Annotated in this window: 17 protein-coding genes and 1 other RNA gene; 4 read left to right on the forward strand and 14 right to left on the reverse strand. The window is 57.7% G+C overall.

The features are described from left to right. Positions 1-60 precede the first annotated feature (60 nt). From ubiI to EDF75_RS19380, 4 genes are read right to left on the reverse strand one after another with little or no spacing between them, the layout of a single operon-like run. On the reverse strand, positions 61-1,263 hold the full coding sequence (gene ubiI / locus EDF75_RS19365) for an FAD-dependent 2-octaprenylphenol hydroxylase (protein WP_133600562.1): 1,203 nt from the start codon (positions 1,261-1,263) through the stop codon (positions 61-63). A 10-nt stretch (positions 1,264-1,273) separates the two neighbouring features. Continuing rightward, positions 1,274-2,452, reverse strand: coding sequence for a 2-octaprenyl-6-methoxyphenyl hydroxylase (gene ubiH / locus EDF75_RS19370; RefSeq protein WP_133600563.1), 1,179 nt, complete (start codon positions 2,450-2,452; stop codon positions 1,274-1,276). Then, positions 2,449-3,765 carry a Xaa-Pro aminopeptidase gene (gene pepP / locus EDF75_RS19375; protein WP_133600564.1) on the reverse strand — a complete coding sequence of 439 codons (1,317 nt, stop codon included), beginning with the start codon at positions 3,763-3,765 and terminating at the stop codon, positions 2,449-2,451. Before pepP ends, ubiH begins: the two co-directional genes overlap by 4 nt. Positions 3,766-3,788: 23 nt before the next feature. Then, positions 3,789-4,367, reverse strand: coding sequence for a YecA/YgfB family protein (locus EDF75_RS19380; protein WP_133600565.1), 579 nt, complete (start codon positions 4,365-4,367; stop codon positions 3,789-3,791). Between the two features lie 166 nt (positions 4,368-4,533). Between EDF75_RS19380 and zapA the strand changes: the two genes are divergently transcribed. The 3 genes from zapA (at position 4,534) to EDF75_RS19395 (ending at position 5,813) form a co-directional block, all read left to right on the forward strand. Beyond that, positions 4,534-4,863: a cell division protein ZapA gene (gene zapA / locus EDF75_RS19385; protein ID WP_041147162.1), complete on the forward strand. Its 330-nt coding sequence runs from the start codon at positions 4,534-4,536 to the stop codon at positions 4,861-4,863. A 41-nt stretch (positions 4,864-4,904) separates the two neighbouring features. Further along, a non-coding RNA gene (ssrS, locus tag EDF75_RS19390) (6S RNA) lies at positions 4,905-5,088 on the forward strand. A gap of 125 nt (positions 5,089-5,213) precedes the next feature. Beyond that, positions 5,214-5,813 (forward strand): 5-formyltetrahydrofolate cyclo-ligase, encoded by a 600-nt coding sequence (locus EDF75_RS19395; RefSeq protein ID WP_133600566.1) that lies wholly within the window; start codon positions 5,214-5,216, stop codon positions 5,811-5,813. A gap of 1 nt (position 5,814) precedes the next feature. Here the strand turns inward: EDF75_RS19395 and EDF75_RS19400 are convergent, their stop codons facing one another. The 3 genes from EDF75_RS19400 to rpiA all read right to left on the reverse strand — a co-directional run bounded on the left by EDF75_RS19400 (position 5,815) and on the right by rpiA (position 8,625). Continuing rightward, entirely contained in the window at positions 5,815-6,426 is a 612-nt protein-coding gene (locus EDF75_RS19400) for a DUF2238 domain-containing protein (protein WP_133600567.1), read from the reverse strand. A gap of 37 nt (positions 6,427-6,463) precedes the next feature. Continuing rightward, positions 6,464-7,696, reverse strand: a complete 1,233-nt coding sequence (gene serA / locus EDF75_RS19405; protein ID WP_133600568.1) for a phosphoglycerate dehydrogenase — start codon at positions 7,694-7,696, stop codon at positions 6,464-6,466. A gap of 269 nt (positions 7,697-7,965) precedes the next feature. Beyond that, entirely contained in the window at positions 7,966-8,625 is a 660-nt protein-coding gene (rpiA, locus tag EDF75_RS19410; protein ID WP_045857130.1) for a ribose-5-phosphate isomerase RpiA, read from the reverse strand. Between the two features lie 167 nt (positions 8,626-8,792). Here rpiA and argP point away from each other — a divergent pair, with 167 nt between their 5' ends. Then, positions 8,793-9,686: a DNA-binding transcriptional regulator ArgP gene (gene argP / locus EDF75_RS19415; RefSeq protein WP_041147167.1), complete on the forward strand. Its 894-nt coding sequence runs from the start codon at positions 8,793-8,795 to the stop codon at positions 9,684-9,686. A gap of 53 nt (positions 9,687-9,739) precedes the next feature. Here the strand turns inward: argP and EDF75_RS19420 are convergent, their stop codons facing one another. The 7 genes from EDF75_RS19420 to EDF75_RS19450 all read right to left on the reverse strand — a co-directional run. After that, entirely contained in the window at positions 9,740-10,498 is a 759-nt protein-coding gene (locus EDF75_RS19420) for an oxidative stress defense protein (RefSeq protein WP_133600569.1), read from the reverse strand. A gap of 83 nt (positions 10,499-10,581) precedes the next feature. Further along, positions 10,582-11,223: an arginine exporter ArgO gene (gene argO / locus EDF75_RS19425; RefSeq protein ID WP_045857126.1), complete on the reverse strand. Its 642-nt coding sequence runs from the start codon at positions 11,221-11,223 to the stop codon at positions 10,582-10,584. Positions 11,224-11,378: 155 nt separating this feature from the next. Continuing rightward, positions 11,379-12,236, reverse strand: a complete 858-nt coding sequence (gene mscS, locus EDF75_RS19430) for a small-conductance mechanosensitive channel MscS (protein ID WP_133600570.1) — start codon at positions 12,234-12,236, stop codon at positions 11,379-11,381. A 188-nt stretch (positions 12,237-12,424) separates the two neighbouring features. Next, entirely contained in the window at positions 12,425-13,504 is a 1,080-nt protein-coding gene (fbaA, locus tag EDF75_RS19435; RefSeq protein ID WP_041147171.1) for a class II fructose-bisphosphate aldolase, read from the reverse strand. A 202-nt stretch (positions 13,505-13,706) separates the two neighbouring features. Beyond that, positions 13,707-14,870 carry a phosphoglycerate kinase gene (gene pgk / locus EDF75_RS19440; protein ID WP_041147172.1) on the reverse strand — a complete coding sequence of 388 codons (1,164 nt, stop codon included), beginning with the start codon at positions 14,868-14,870 and terminating at the stop codon, positions 13,707-13,709. A gap of 48 nt (positions 14,871-14,918) precedes the next feature. Further along, on the reverse strand, positions 14,919-15,938 hold the full coding sequence (gene epd, locus EDF75_RS19445) for an erythrose-4-phosphate dehydrogenase (RefSeq protein WP_041147173.1): 1,020 nt from the start codon (positions 15,936-15,938) through the stop codon (positions 14,919-14,921). 326 nt (positions 15,939-16,264) lie between these two features. Next, on the reverse strand, positions 16,265-16,909 hold a 645-nt coding region (locus EDF75_RS19450), incomplete at its 5' end, for a transketolase-like TK C-terminal-containing protein (protein ID WP_279538258.1).

Raw genomic sequence — 16,909 nt, forward strand, 5'->3', positions numbered from 1 at the left:
ATTATTTCAAATGAGAGGGGAAAACCCGGCGCGAGGCCGGGTGAGAGAAGTGTGACGAGCTTAACGTAACCAGCCAGGAAGGTCGTTTAGCCCCATCGCCTGACGAATCAGCTGCGGCTTGACGCCCGGCAGCGTATCGGCAAGCTTGAGGCCGATATCGCGCAGCAGCTTCTTCGCCGGATGGCTGCCGGCAAACATTTCGCGAAAGCCCTGCATTCCCGCCAGCATCAGCGCGGCGCTGTGCTTGCGGCTGCGCTCATAGCGGCGGAGGTACAGATGCTGGCCGATATCCTTGCCCTGAGCGTGCAGGCGCCTGAGCTCATCGATAAGCTCTGCGGCATCCATAAAGCCCAGGTTCACCCCCTGCCCGGCCAGCGGGTGGATGGTGTGGGCGGCATCGCCAACCAGCGCCAGACGATGGGCGGCAAACTGCCGCGCGTAGCGGCCGGTCAGCGGGAAAACTTCTCGCTCGCTCTCAATCTGGCACAGGCCAAGGCGGTTATCGAAGGCGATATTCAGCGCCTGATTAAACGTCGCCTCGTCCGCCTGCTGCATCTGCTCCGCTTCCTGCGGCGATAGCGACCAGACGATCGAGCACAGGTGCGGGTCGCTGAGCGGCAGGAAGGCGAGGATACCGTCGCCGTGGAAGGCCTGGCGCGCGATGGCCCGATGCGGCTCCGCGGTGCGGATGGTGGCCACCAGCGCGTGATGGCGATAGTCCCAGAAGGTCAGCGGAATATCGGCCTTGTTGCGCAACCACGAGTTGGCGCCGTCGGCGCCGACCACCAGCCGGGCGGTGAGCATGCTGCCGTCCTGCAGGCTGAGAAACGCCTCGTTCTCCCCCCATGCGACCTGCTGCAGCTGCGCCGGGGCCAGCAGCGTGACGTCAGAGCAGCGCTGCGCCTTTTGCCACAGCGCGTGGTGAACGACTGCGTTTTCAATAATGTGTCCGAGGTGGCTGAAGCCCAGGCTTTGGTCATCGAAGCTGATGTGGCCAAAGCTGTCTTTATCCCACACTTCCATTCCGTGATAGCAGCTGGCGCGGCGGGCGATAATGGCTGGCCAGACGTCAAGCTTGCTCAGGAGCTTCTCGCTGGCGGCGTTAATCGCCGAGACCCGCAGCGCTGGCCGCGCATCGGCGCTCAGCGGCTGTGGCTCAGCCTGCTCAAGAACGGCGACGCGCAGCCCGCTGCCCTGCAATCCGCAGGCAACCGCCAGCCCCACCATGCCACCGCCCACAATGGCAACATCAACACTTTGCACGTTCAACTCCTTAACGGGGGACCCAACCGAGGGTACGCTGCGCCAGCGCATCGCGCGCCGGAGTAAATAATTCCATCGCCATCAGGCCGAGGTTGCGCCCCGCAACCAGCGGCGCCCAACGGTTGGCAAACAGATGAACCAGGCCATCGGTCACGCCGATAGTCGCGGACTTATCGTCCGCTCTCCGCGCCTGATACTGCTCAAGCAAGGCGTAATCGCCGGGATCGCGCCCGCTGGTACCGGCCTCGGCCACAATTTCAGCCAGGCTCATCACATCGCGCAGGCCGAGGTTAAACCCCTGCCCGGCAATGGGATGCAGCGTCTGCGCCGCGTTGCCGACCAGCGCCAGGCGATGGGAAACGGCGCGGCTGGCGGTGGTTAACGCCAGCGGATAAACGCTGCGCGCCCCGGCGTGGGTAATCCGCCCCAGCCGCCAGCCAAACGCCTGCTGCAGCTCTTGGCAAAAACGTTCGTCCGACCAGCTCAGGACGTCGTCATAGCGGGAGTGAGGGTGGCACCACACCAGCGAACAGCGGCCCTGCGACATCGGCAGCATCGCCAGGGGACCGTGCTCGGTAAACCGCTCAAAGGCGCGCCCCTCGTGGGGCAAAGCGGTGCTGACGTTGGCAATAATCGCCAGCTGTTGGTAGGGCTGCTGCTGCCAGCTGATACCGCAGCGGGCGCCGATGGTCGAGCGCGATCCGTCCGCTGCCACCAGCAGCCTGCCGTCGATCGTTTCGCCGCTGTCCAGGGTGATGCTGACGCCCTCCTCCCAGCGGCTGACGTTCTCTACTTTTGCCGGACAGTGCAGGCTAATACCCGGCGCCTCGCGCAGTTGCGCAAACAGGCGCTGGCCGATGTCGTGCAGCTCAACGACCTGGCCCAGCGCCGCCAGGCTATAGTCCTGAGCGTCCAGCGTGACGAACCCCGCGTGGCCGCGGTCGCTGACGTGCACGCGCTGGATCGGCGTCGCGCAGTCGGCGATCTCCTGCCAGATACCGACGCGCGCCAGCTGCTGGCAGGTGCCTGCCGCCAGCGCAATCGCCCTGGCGTCAAATCCTGGATGCTTCGATGATTCCGGCGCCGCCGCTTCTACCAGATGGACCGGCAGCGCGCCGTCGGTCAGCCGGGAGATAGCCAGGGCCAGGGTCGCGCCGGTCATTCCGCCGCCAACGATCAGCACGCTCATGATCGCTGTGCCGCGGCCATCAGCGCTTCGATGTCGTCCGCGCGTTTCACCACCCCGGCGGTGAGATTTTCATTGCCGTCAGCGGTTATCACAATATCGTCTTCGATGCGGATACCAATACCGCGATACTGCGACGGCACGTCGGCATCGGTGGCGATGTACAGGCCGGGCTCAACGGTCAGCACCATGCCCGGCTCGAGAACCCGCGAACGCTCGGCGTCGTAGCGGCCGACATCATGCACGTCCAGCCCCAGCCAGTGGCTCAGGCCGTGCATAAAGAACGGGCGGTGCGCATTACTGGCGAGCAGCTCTTCAACGTCCCCTTTAAGGATGCCGAGGCGCACCAGGCCAACGATCATTATCCGCACAACTTCGTGATTAACCTCCTGAATAGAGGTGCCAGGGCGGTAGAGCGTCAGCGCGGTTTCCAGCGATTCGAGGACAATGTCATAAATCTCGCGCTGGGCCGGGCTAAATTTGCCGTTAACCGGGAAGGTGCGGGTAATATCGCCCGCATAGCCGCGGTATTCGCAGCCGGCATCGATCAGCACCAGATCGCCATCGCGCAGCTCGCACTCGTTTTCGGTGTAATGCAGAATGCAGCCGTTGTCGCCGCCGCCAACGATGGTGTTATAGGAAGGGAAGCGGGCGCCGTGGCGGTTGAATTCGTGGAGGATTTCGCCTTCCAGCTGGTATTCGAACATCCCCGGCTGGCACTTTTCCATCGCCCGGGTGTGGGCCAGGGCGGAGATCTCTCCGGCGCGGCGCAGCACCTCAAGCTCTTCTGGCGATTTGAACAGGCGCATCTCATGCACTATCGGCCGCCAGTCGATGACGGAATTTGGCGCCTGCAGGTTCTGGCGCGAGCCCTTACGCAGCTTCTCCAGCGCAGTGAAGACGATTTTATCGGCGTAGGCATATTCGCCCTGCGCAAAATAGATGGCGTCAAGGCCGTTCAGCAGCTGGAACAGCTGCTGGTTAATTTCGCTGAACGCCAGGGCGCGGTCGACGCCGAGCTTCGCGGGCGCGGCGTCCTGCCCGAGGCGACGACCGAACCAGATTTCTGCCGTCAGATCGCGGACGCGGTTAAACAGCACGCTGTGGTTATGGGTTTCGTCGCTTTTAATCAGCACCAGCAAGGCTTCAGGCTCATTGAAGCCGGTGAAGTACCAAAAATCGCTATTCTGCCGGTAGGGATATTCTGAATCTGCGCTGCGTACCGCTTCCGGTGCGGCGAAAATAAGCGCCGCGCTGCCCGGCAGCATCTGCGCTAACAGCGCCTGGCGACGAGAAAGAAATTCCTGCTGTGTCATGACGCCCCCTCAACAAATCGTAATTAGTGTAGTGTCGGCTTGCGTACTTCTGGTGCGGTTGGCTGCTGGCGCGAGAAGTTTTCGTGGCACAGCAGCGCGGCAACGCGTACGTACTCGATAATCTCTTCTAACGACATCTCCAGCTCTTCCTGGTCTTCGTCTTCGTCGTAGCCCAGCTGCGCAATGTTGCGCAGATCGTCGATGGCTTCGCCGGTTTCATCTTTGACCTTATCCAGCTTCGGCTGAGTCACACCAAGGCCTAGCAGGAAGTGGTTAACCCAACCGGCCAGCGCATCGGCGCGTTCAAACACGGTCACGCTATCCCCTTCCGGCAGATAGAGCTGGAACAGAAAGCCATCGTCTTCCAGCGAGTCGCTGGTCGCGGAATGCATGTTGCGCAGAGACTGCGCCAGCTCGTGGCCAAACGCGAGACCTTCGTTCGTCAGGTCGTGCACCAGCGGCTGCCAGCTGCTGTCTTTATTACCACCGCACAGGATCCCGCTGATCAAACCGTGCATTTCGGCCGGGGTTAAGCCCACGCCCTGTTGGTTCAGTAACTGGTCTACGGCGTTGTAACCAGGCATTTCGTTCTGTATAGACATGCGCATTCGTCATCGTTGGGAGGAATATTCATGATATGCTACCACTTTGGACCCTGGTGAACCAGAATAGGGCTTGTACCTTCGCATCAGGGTAGCTATAGTGTCGCCCCTTCGTAGCCCCGGGTATGGGCGTGAAGGCCGCGCAGTCAATCAGCAGGAAGGTGGCATGTCTGCACAACCCGTCGATCTCCAAATTTTTGGCCGTTCACTTCGCGTGAATTGCCCGCCTGAACAAAGGGATGCCTTGAGTCAGGCAGCTGACGACCTGAATCAGCGGTTGCAAGATTTAAAAGAACGCACTAGAGTCACAAATACTGAGCAGCTGGTCTTCATCGCCGCGTTGAACATCAGCTATGAGTTAACTCAGGAAAAAGCGAAAACCCGCGACTACGCCTCCAGTATGGAACAGCGTATTCGGATGCTTCAGCAGACCATCGAACAAGCGTTGCTTGAGCAAGGTCGCATAAGCGAAAGAACCGGGCCAAAGTTTGAATAACACTTTGCAATTAACTGTGTTAGAGTAATCGCAAGAACAAAATTTCTCTGAGATGTTTGCAAGCGGGCCAGTCCCCTGAGCCGATATTTCATACCACAAGAATGTGGCGCTCCACGGTTGGTGAGCATGCTCGGTTCGTCCGAGAAGCCTTAAAACTGTGACGACGCATTCACCTTGAACCAAGGGTTCAAGGGTTACAGCCTGCGGCGGCATCTCGGAGATTCCCTTCTTTTAGCGCTTCATTTCGCACCACTTCAGATTCAGCATTACACCTACTCTGTATTACACTACGCCTACATGCATAACCGGCTCACGTCGTGACGTGATAATGCCAGATCAGGCGATCTTTCATGACCCAAATTTCTGATACCCGCTCAATCCGACAGCAGATTCGCCAGCACATCCGCCAGCTTCGACGCGCGCTGACGCCTGAACAGCAGGCCAGTTTTGCCGCGCTGGGTGCGAACCGCATGATGGCCTATCCGCCGGTGACCCTCGCGCGAACCGTGGCGCTGTTTCTTTCCTTCGACGGCGAGCTGGATACCCAGCCGCTGATTGAGCAGCTGTGGCGGGCGGGAAAACGCGTCTATCTCCCCGTGCTCCACCCTTTCAGCCCGGGAAACCTGCTGTTTTTACACTACCATCCGCAAAGCGAACTGGTGATAAACCGCCTGAAAATTCACCAGCCAAAGCTCGACGTGCGCGACGTGCTGCCGCTGTCCCAGCTGGACGTGCTGATTACGCCGCTGGTGGCCTTCGATGCGCTCGGCCAGCGTCTGGGAATGGGCGGGGGATTTTACGACAGGACGCTACAAAACTGGCGCCAGTATCCTCTGCAGCCCGTCGGCTACGCCCACGATTGCCAGCAGGTTGACCTACTGCCGACTGAGCAGTGGGATATCCCGCTGCCCGCGGTGATCACGCCCTCGAAGCTGTGGCAGTGGGCGTAGGTTATTGGTAGCCGAGCGTCTTCAGCTGCCGGTTATGCCGGCCGCCTAGCAGGAAGAGAGTCGCCAAGGCCCCCAGCAGCGCGCAGAACATATCCGACTGGGTGTCCCACGGGTCGCCCTGGGTGCCGAGGAAATCGTCCGCCCCCTGCCCCATCGCCAGCGCCGCCCACCATTCAATCAGCTCGTAGGTCGCGCTGATGGCCAGCGCGATGCAGCAGACCAGAAATGACAGCATCTTGCGCCCTCGGACGTAGCCGCCGCGAATAAGAATTTCCCGCGCCGCCAGCGCCGGCACCAGCCCCTGAAAAAAGTGGCCGAGCTTATCGTACGGATTGCGGCTTAGGTTCAGCCACGCCTGCACGTCAAAACCAATCGGTACTTTGGCGTAGGTATACATCCCACCGACCATCAGAATGATGGCGTGAAAGAAGATAAGCGTGTACAGAAGCGGGGTGAGCGGATAGCGCGAACGCGTCGCCAGCAGCAGCGGAACGATAATAATGACCGGCGTCACTTCCATCAGCCACGTCAGGCGATCGTGAGTCCCCCATCCCGTCCATGCAAGGATCAGCAGCAGGAGGAGAACGCCGGTATTCAGTAGTGATTTATGCATAGGTTAAAGGGATCCCCGCAGGGATCCTCGATGTGGATCAGAACAACAGACGCGCGCGGATGGTGCCCGGAATCGCCTTCATCGCCTGCAGCGCCTGCTGCGCTACATCCTCTTCGGCTTCAATATCGATAACCACGTAGCCCATCTGCGGGGTGGTTTGTAGATACTGCGCCGCGATGTTGATGCTCTGAGCGGCAAAGATCTGGTTGATGGCGGTCAGCACGCCGGGACGGTTTTCGTGGATATGCAGCAAACGGCGGCCGCCGTGCAGCGGCAGCGACACTTCCGGGAAGTTAACCGCGGAAAGGGTTGAGCCGTTGTCGGAGTACTTCGCCAGCTTGCCCGCCACTTCCAGACCGATATTTTCCTGCGCTTCCTGGGTAGAGCCGCCGATATGCGGCGTCAGGATCACGTTGTCAAACTCGCACAGCGGCGAGGTGAACGGATCGCTGTTGGTGGCCGGTTCGGTCGGGAAGACGTCAATGGCCGCGCCCGCCAGGTGCTTGCTCGCCAGCGCATCGCAGAGCGCCGGGATATCGACCACGGTACCGCGAGAGGCGTTGATCAGCAGCGCGCCAGGCTTCATCAGCGCCAGCTCTTCCGCGCCCATCATATTTTTGGTGGAGGCATTTTCCGGCACGTGCAGGCTCACCACGTCGCTCATGTTCAGCAGGTCGGAGAGATGCTGCACCTGGGTGGCGTTACCGAGCGTAAGTTTACTTTCAATATCATAGAAATAGACGTGCATCCCCAGCGATTCGGCCAGAATGCCCAGCTGCGTGCCGATATGGCCGTAGCCGATAATACCCAGCTTTTTGCCGCGCGCTTCAAAGCTGCCGACCGCCAGTTTGTTCCACACGCCGCGGTGCGCTTTGGCGTTCGCTTCAGGGACGCCGCGCAGCATCAGCAGCAGCTCGCCAATGACCAGTTCGGCAACGGAGCGGGTGTTAGAAAACGGGGCGTTAAAGACCGGGATGCCGCGTTTTGCCGCCGCGTCCAAATCGACCTGGTTAGTACCGATGCAGAAGCAGCCAACGGCGACCAGCTTTTCTGCGGCAGCGAAAATTTCTTCCGTCAGGTGAGTACGGGAGCGCAGGCCAATGAAATGGGCATCACGGATTGATGCTTTCAGCGCTTCGCTATCGAGCGCGCCTTTGTGAAATTCAATGTTGGTATAGCCTGCAGCGCGGAGGTTATCCACCGCCTTTTGATGCACACCTTCAACCAGCAGAAACTTAATCTTGTCTTTTTCCAGTGATACCTTAGCCATTTCCCCGTCCTGTTTTTGTCTTATCTGATGTCGTGTGGAACGACACTTCATCCCAGCAACATATCAAAAAAAACTATCGCAGCAATATGAACGTTTGCGTCGACGTCCTGAAGAAATATCACACAGAGGGAAATAGCAGGACAAAAAACCAGAAAGGGAAAGAAAGGTAGATTGTTACTCAGGCTAGTTGCATAAATGTGACAGAAGTCACCAAATTCAGCCTGGAGAAAAAATATTTGCGAGGGAGCGATTCGCTCCCTCCGAACGGATTATTTTACGATGGTTTTAACGCCATCGGCGGTGCCGATCAGCGCGACATCGGCGCCACGGTTGGCGAACAGCCCCACCGTCACGACGCCAGGAATACCGTTAATGGCATTTTCCAGCGCGATAGCGTCGAGGATCTCGAGGCCGAAAACGTCGAGGATAACGTTACCGTTATCGGTAATCACGCCCTGACGGTACTCCGGACGGCCGCCGAGCTTCACCAGCTCACGCGCCACGGCGCTACGGGCCATAGGAATAACTTCTACCGGCAGCGGGAATTTACCGAGGATATCGACCTGCTTGGAGGCATCGGCGATACAGATAAACTTGTCCGCAACCGAGGCGATAATCTTCTCGCGGGTGAGCGCCGCGCCGCCGCCTTTAATCATCTGCATATGGCCGTTGATCTCATCCGCACCGTCCACGTAAATACCTAAACGGTCGACGCTATTGAGATCGAAAACCGGAATGCCCAGGCTCTTCAGCTTTTCGGTGGAGGCATCGGAGCTGGAAACGGCCCCCTCAATCTGCCCTTTCATTGTGCCCAGCGCATCAATAAAATGCGCGGCCGTGGAGCCGGTGCCGACACCCACGATGGTGCCCGGCTGAACATACTGCAATGCCGCCCAGCCTACTGCTTTTTTCAGTTCATCTTGCGTCATGATTATGGTCCGAGATGTGAATACCTGAGGCGCATTATAGAACATCGGGGGTGTTATTGTCCCTGCGACGGGGATCACACATCTGAGCAGACTATTTTCGTCTTCATCAAAAAGAAATTTATGTCATAGTGCAAGTTAATGAAAAGTTATGGGGGTACGCCAGAACAATGAAACGACCGGACTACAGAACACTACAAGCGCTGGACGCGGTGATAAGAGAACGTGGGTTTGAGCGCGCCGCGCAGAAGCTATGCATTACACAGTCCGCCGTCTCTCAGCGTATTAAACAGCTGGAAAACATGTTCGGCCAGCCGCTGCTGGTGCGTACCGTACCGCCGCGTCCTACCGAGCAAGGGCAGAAGCTGCTGGCCCTGCTGCGCCAGGTTGAGCTGCTGGAAGAGGAGTGGCTGGGCGATGAGCAAACCGGCTCGACGCCGCTGCTGCTGTCGCTGGCGGTGAACGCCGACAGCCTGGCGACCTGGCTGCTGCCGGCGCTCTCCAGCGTGCTTTCCGACTCCCCTATTCGCCTGAATCTGCAGGTGGAAGACGAAACCCGAACCCAGGAGCGCCTGCGCCGCGGCGAGGTGGTCGGGGCGGTCAGTATCCAGCCGCAGGCGCTGCCAAGCTGCCTGGTCGATCAGCTCGGAGCGCTGGACTACCTGTTTGTCGCTTCAAAAGAGTTTGCGCAACGCTATTTTCCCAACGGCGTAACCCGCTCGGCGCTGCTCAAAGCGCCGGTAGTCGCCTTCGATCATCTCGACGACATGCATCAGGCGTTTTTGCAGCAGAACTTCGATCTGCCGCCGGGCAGCGTGCCTTGCCATATCGTTAACTCATCGGAAGCCTTTGTGCAGCTCGCCCGTCAGGGCACCACCTGCTGTATGATCCCGCATCTGCAGATCGAAAAAGAGCTGAACAGCGGCGAGCTTATCGATTTAACGCCGGGCCTGTTCCAGCGCCGGATGCTCTACTGGCATCGCTTCGCGCCGGAAAGCCGGATGATGCGCCGGGTCACCGATGCGCTAATTGCTTACGGGCACAAGGTGCTGCGCCAGGACTAAACCTCGGGCATAAAAAAAGCCCCTTCAGCTGAAGGGGCTTTTTTGCATCTGGCTTACTGCGCCGCGGCGGCCGGTTTCTCCGGCGCCGCCGGCTGAGCCGGCTGGGTTGGCTGCAGCTCAAAGACCACATCCACCTGATCGTCAAACTGAATTGTCGCCTGCTCGTAGGTTTCCTGGGCGGAAACCGGCGCGGCATCGGCGGCTTTCATCATGCGCACCATCGGGCTCGGCTGATAGTTCGAGACGTGGTAGCGAATGCTATAAACCGGACCCAGCTTGCCGTGGAAGCCGGCAGCCAGCTCCTGCGCCTGGTGCACGGCGTCATCGATGGCCGCCTTACGCGCCTTATCTTTATAGGCATCCGGTTGCGCAACGCCCAGCGATACCGAGCGAACTTCGTTCAGGCCGGCCTTCAGCGCGCCGTCCAGCAGGCCGTTAAGCTTGTCCAGCTGGCGCAGCGTCACTTCGACGGTGCGCACAGCACGGTAGCCTTTCAGGATGCTTTTGCCATTCTGGTAATCATAGTCAGGCTGGGTGCGCAGGTTCGCGGAGTTGATATCCTTTTTGGCGATGCCGTTCTTTTCCAGGAAAGAGAGGTATTGCGCAACGCGATCGTCGGCCTGCTTTTTCGCCGATGCGGCGTCTTTCGCGGCCACGTTGACTTCAATTGCCAGGGTCGCAATATCGGGCGCCGCAGCAACGCTGGCGGTACCCGAGGTCACAATGTGGGGGCCATTTGGCAATTCATTTGCCTGAGCTGCCATTGAGCTGAATCCGATTGCTGCCGCCAGGGCCATGAGCTTTAACTTCACTGTCGTTTCTCCATCTACATTGGTCGCCCATATACGGACGCATGCCGGCAAGCTTAACGCGTATAAGCGAAAAGTCCATCGGACTAAGCCTGGTTGAGCAGCGCCTGTACGTGTAAAAAGCCGTCTTTCGCCAGCTGGACGGCGATCAGCCACATCACCAGGCCAACCAGCACGTTAATGATCCGCTGCGCCCGGGCAGTGCGCAAACGCGGCGCCAGCCAGGCCGCCAGCAGGGCCAGGCCGAAGAACCACAGGAACGAGGCGCTGATGGTGCCGAGCGCAAACCAGCGCTTCGGCTCAACCGCCAGCTGCCCGCCCAGGCTGCCGAGCACCACGAAGGTATCGAGGTAAACGTGCGGATTCAGCCAGGTGACCGCCAGCATGGTGACAATAATTTTCCACCGCCCCTGCTTCATCACCTCCGCGCTCGCCAGTTCCAGATTGTCGCTAAAAGCCGTTTTCAGCGCGCCGAAACCGTACCACAGCAGGAAGGCCACGCCGCCCCAGGTGACCAGCGCCAGCAGCCACGGCGACTGCATCAGCAGCGCGCTGCCGCCAAAAATACCGGCGCAGATCAGCAGCAGATCGCTAATCGCGCACAGCAGCGCGATCATCAGATGATACTGGCGGCGAATCCCCTGATTCATCACAAACGCATTCTGCGGGCCAAGCGGCAAAATCATAGCCGCTCCCAGGGCAAGCCCCTGAAAGTAATACGATAACATAGTGGTTTTTCCGATGAGGTCGTTAATGCAGGTGAATATAGCGCGAACAAATCATTAGAGGAAATTGATAATATTAATCATTAATAAGCGATGCTAATAACGATGTTCTGCTAAAGGCCAGCGGGCGCTGGCCTTTATCGACTACGGGCGCTGAACTACTCCGCCTGCTCCTGCGGACGGATCACGTGCACGTCCATCTGCGGGTACGGGAAGCTGATACCGTTGGCATCAAAGTCGCGCTTGATACGCTCCAGAACATCCCAGTAAACGCTTTGCAGATCGCTGCTCTGGCTCCAGACGCGGATCACGTAGTTAACCGACGACGCGCCCAGCTCATTCAGGCGTACGGTCCTTTCACGATCTTTCAGGATACGATCGTCTGATTCGATAATATTGGTCAGCAGCTGCTTCACCTTATCGATATCGGCATCGTAGGCAACGCCAATAATAAATTCGTTGCGGCGAACCGGTTCACGCGAAAAGTTAATGATGTTACCGGCGATGATTTTACCGTTCGGGATCACCACGATTTTGCCATCGGCCGTACGCATGGTGGTGGAGAAAATCTGCACGTTCAGCACGGTACCGGCCACGCCGCCGAGATCGACGTATTCACCCGCGCGGAACGGGCGGAACATCACCAGCAGCACGCCGGCGGCAAGGTTAGACAGCGAGCCCTGCAGCGCCAGACCAACGGCTAAACCAGCGGCACCGAGTACGGCAATCACCGACGCCGTCTGCACGCCGACGCGGCCCAGGGCGGCAATCAGGGTAAAGGCGATAACGGCGTAGCGCACCAGCGCGGAAAGAAAATCGGCAACGGTGGCATCAATCTTACGCGCCAGCATCAGACGATTAACCGTGTTCGACACCATGCGCGCCACGATCATCCCGACGATAATAATCGCGATCGCCGCGACGATATTGACGACATAGCTCAGGAGCAGCTCCTGATTACGCACCAGCCACGAGCTGGCGTTGTGTATGCTATCGGCAACGTTCAAATCTTCCATTTAACATTCCTTATAAATACCCGGGCGGGAAATAAAAAAACCAGGCCTGCAAAACGGCAGGTAGGTTAAGGGTAAACAATAAGCGCCTGTTTTGCCAAGTCGATCACAGTTTCCCCCGGTATATCCTTTCGCCTGGAAACGAAAAAGCCCGCAGTTAAGCGGGCTTCAGGGCAAGAAACAGAATTTTCTTACAGAACGTCGATCGCGTTCAGCTCTTTAAATGCCTGCTCCAGACGAGTCACCATGGACGTCTGAGCAGCGCGCAGCCATACGCGCGGATCGTAGTATTTCTTGTTCGGCTGGTCTTCGCCTTTCGGGTTGCCCAGCTGGCCCTGCAGGTAAGCTTCGTTAGTTTTGTAGTACTGCAGGATACCGTCCCAGGTTGCCCATTGGGTGTCGGTATCGATGTTCATTTTGATCACGCCGTAGCTTACGGAGTCTTTGATTTCCTGAGCAGAAGAACCGGAACCGCCGTGGAAGACGAAGTTCAGGCTGTTGTGCGGCAGGTTATGTTTCTTAGAAACATATTCCTGAGAGTCGCGCAGGATAGTCGGGGTCAGAACCACGTTGCCCGGCTTGTACACGCCGTGTACGTTACCGAAGGAAGCAGCGATGGTGAAACGCGGGCTGATCTTGCTCAGTTCAGTGTACGCGTAATCAACGTCTTCCGGCTGGGTGTACAGCGCAGAAGCGTCCATGTGGCTGTTGTCCACGCCGTCTTCTTCGCCACCGGTGCAGCCCAGTTCGATTTCCAGAGTCATGTCCATTTTGGCCATGCGCGCCAGATACTTAGAGCAGATCTCGATGTTTTCGTGCAGGGACTCTTCGGACAGGTCAATCATGTGGGAAGAGAACAGCGGTTTGCCGTGAGCGGCGAAGTGTTTTTCACCGGCGTCCAGCAGGCCGTCGATCCACGGCAGCAGTTTCTTAGCGCAGTGGTCGGTATGCAGAATAACCGGCACGCCGTAGTGTTCAGCCATCTGGTGAACGTGATGTGCACCGGAGATAGCGCCGAGAATTGCCGCACCCTGAGGAACGTCGGTTTTAACCGCTTTGCCAGCGATGAACGCCGCGCCGCCGTTAGAGAACTGAACGATAACCGGAGATTTAGCTTTTGCAGCTGCTTCCAGAACGGCGTTGATGGAGTCAGTACCCACACAGTTAACCGCTGGCAGTGCGAAGTTATTCTCTTTAGCTACCTGGAACACTTTCTGAACGTCATCACCAGTGATCACGCCAGGTTTTACAAAATCAAAAATTTTAGACATGTTACGTAGTCCTGTATCTTCGGCCGTTTCTGCTCGTCACAATTCGTGCTGCCGATGCGTTGGCTTTCCTCGCTTACCGCCGCCGCTCACTTGCGTAAGCCGTCGGGGTTCGCCGCGTCGCTGCCTTCCGGCAGCGCGAATTATTTAGAGCGACAATTGAATAGAATTTGAAAAACAGGCGGTGTTACCCGCCTGTACAAACTTACTTCTTAGCGCGCTCTTCGAGCATTGCTACTGCTGGCAGTACTTTGCCTTCCACGAATTCGAGGAACGCGCCGCCGCCAGTAGAGATGTAGGAAATTTTGTCCGAGATGCCAAACAGGTCAATTGCAGCCAGGGTATCGCCGCCGCCTGCAATGGAGAACGCTTCGCTGTCGGCGATGGCGTTAGCCACGATTTCAGTGCCTTTACGGAAGTTCGGGAACTCAAACACGCCGACCGGGCCGTTCCACAGAATGGTTTTGGCGTTTTTCAGGATATCAGCCAGCTTCTGCGCGGAAACGTCGCCGAGGTCCAGAATCTGCTCTTCATCTTTGATGTCGTTAACAGATTTCAGGGTTGCGGTCGCCGTTTCGGAGAATTCAGTCGCCACGCGAACGTCGGTCGGAACCGGGATGTCGCAGGTCGTCAGCAGGCGCTTGGCTTCGTCAACCAGGTCAGCTTCGTACAGGGATTTGCCCACGTTGTGGCCCTGAGCGGCGACGAAGGTGTTGGCAATGCCGCCGCCGACAATCAGCTGGTCAGCGATTTTAGACAGCGAGTCCAGAACGGTCAGCTTAGTGGAAACTTTAGAACCACCGACGATGGCAACCATCGGGCGAGCCGGCTCTTTCAGCGCTTTACCCAGCGCGTCCAGCTCTTCAGCCAGCAGAGGACCGGCGCAGGCTACGTCGGCAAATTTACCGATACCGTGGGTAGAAGCCTGGGCACGGTGGGCGGTACCGAAGGCATCCATAACGAATACGTCGCACAGCGCGGCGTATTTTTTAGACAGCGCTTCGTCGTCTTTCTTTTCGCCTTTGTTGAAGCGAACGTTTTCCAGAACAACCAGTTCACCGGCGGCAACTTCAACGCCGTCCAGGTAATCTTTAACCAGGCGAACCGGGTTGGACAGTTTGTCTTTCAGGTAATTAACAACCGGCAGCAGAGAGAATTCTTCGTTGTACTCGCCTTCGGTCGGACGACCCAGGTGAGAAGTGACCATCACTTTAGCGCCCTGCTTCAGAGCCAGCTCAATGGTCGGCAGAGAAGCACGAATACGCGCGTCGCTGGTTACTTTACCGTCTTTAACTGGTACGTTCAGATCGGCACGGATAAAAACGCGTTTACCAGCCAGATCCAGATCGGTCATCTTAATTACAGACATGGTGAATCCTCTCGTTGATTCATAAAGTTTTGCAAGCGCTCACGCACTTTACCTGAAACCTTGAGCGGCCATCGCTAACGTCGTATCGAGCATCCGGTTAGCAAAGCCCCATTCGTTATCGCACCAGACCAACGTTTTGATCAAATGCGCCCCACTCACCCGCGTCTGGGTGCCATCAACGATGGCGCTGTGCGGATCGTGGTTAAAATCTGTCGAGACTAACGGTAATTCCGTATAGTCAACTATACCATGAAATGTTCCCTGCGCTGCTTTTTGCAGCAACTGGTTGACTTCACTAGCCTTTACCGGTTTTTTCACCGTCACGCTCAGGTCGATCGCCGTCACATTTATCGTCGGTACGCGAACCGCAATCGCTTCAAAACGGTCGTTAAACTGAGGGAAAATACGTGCGATCCCCGCCGCAAGTTTAGTATCAACCGGAATAATTGACTGACTGGCCGCACGCGTACGGCGTAAATCCGGATGATAGGCGTCTATAACCTGCTGATCGTGCATGGCGGAGTGGATCGTTGTTACCGTCCCTGACTCAATGCCATAGGCATCATCTAACAGCTTAATGACCGGAATAATGCAGTTGGTGGTGCAGGAGGCGTTGGAGACAATACGGTGCTCTGCACGTAGCTCATCATGGTTAACGCCGAACACGACGGTGGCATCGAGATCGTTACCGCCGGGATGCGAAAAGATAACCTTCTTCGCGCCAGCCTGAAGATGGGCTTCGCCATGCTCACGGCTGCCGTAAACCCCGGTACAATCAAGTACGATATCCACCGCCAGCTCTTGCCAGGGTAGCGCCTCTATTGAAGCTTCGTGCAGCAGGCGAATGACGTCATCGCCAACGTAAAGCTGCTCCCGCTCCTGGCGAACGTCCCAGGCAAAGCGCCCATGGCTGGTGTCATATTTCAATAAGTGCGCAATGCCCGCAGCATCCGCCAGCTCGTTGATTGCCACCACGGTAATTTCCGCACGACGCCCGGATTCATATAAAGCACGAACCACGTTGCGTCCTATGCGACCGAAGCCATTAATCGCAATGCGTATGGTCATAGGTCTCCTGCAAGGTTATCCCTGATGTGAGGTGGCTGACAGAGTAATCCAGCAACGCCCGGAGGGAAACCTTACCCGTCGCAAACTGCGACTGATTGATTAATTGTCGAACATTTAGACGACTGAAACGCTTCAGCTAGAATAAGCCAAACGCGGAATAAAAGGAATGCTTGTCCAGCACGAGAAGCCTGTAATCTGACCTACATCACATTTTCACTGGAATAATATGCAGCTTCATGACGAGCATCGGGAATAACAGCAACAAAAAAGCCGGGCGTTAGCCCGGCTTATTCTTATACTCGCCTCGCGGCGCGCGTTGCTCAGAACTACAGCAGCGCTTTCGCCTTAGCGACCACGTTCTCAACGGTGAAGCCGAACTCTTCGAACAGCAGCTCAGCCGGCGCAGACTCGCCGAAGCTGGTCATGCCGACGATGGCGCCGTTCAGCCCCACGTATTTGAACCAGTAGTCGGCGATACCCGCTTCCACCGCCACGCGAGCCGAAACCGCTTTCGGCAGCACCGATTCACGGTACGCCGCATCCTGCTTGTCGAACGCGTCGGTGGACGGCATGGAAACTACCCGCGCCTTCACCCCTTCCGCAGACAGCTGGTCCCACGCGGCAACCGCCAGCTCAACTTCTGAACCGGTGGCGATGAAGATCAGCTCCGGCTGGCCGGCGCAATCTTTCAGCACGTAGCCGCCGCGGGCAACGTTCGCCAGCTGCTCCGCCGTACGCTCCTGCTGCGCCAGGTTCTGACGCGACAGGATCAGCGCCGTCGGGCCGTCGTGACGCTCAACGCCGTATTTCCACGCAATCGCCGATTCCACCTGGTCACACGGACGCCATGTGCTCATGTTCGGCGTCACGCGCAGGGAAGCCACCTGCTCAACCGGCTGGTGCGTCGGGCCGTCTTCGCCCAGACCGATGGAGTCGTGGGTGTAGACCATCACCTGACGCTGCTTCATCAG

This window comes from Klebsiella sp. BIGb0149 (genome assembly GCF_004362605.1).
Taxonomy (GTDB): Bacteria; Pseudomonadota; Gammaproteobacteria; order Enterobacterales; family Enterobacteriaceae; genus Klebsiella; species Klebsiella terrigena.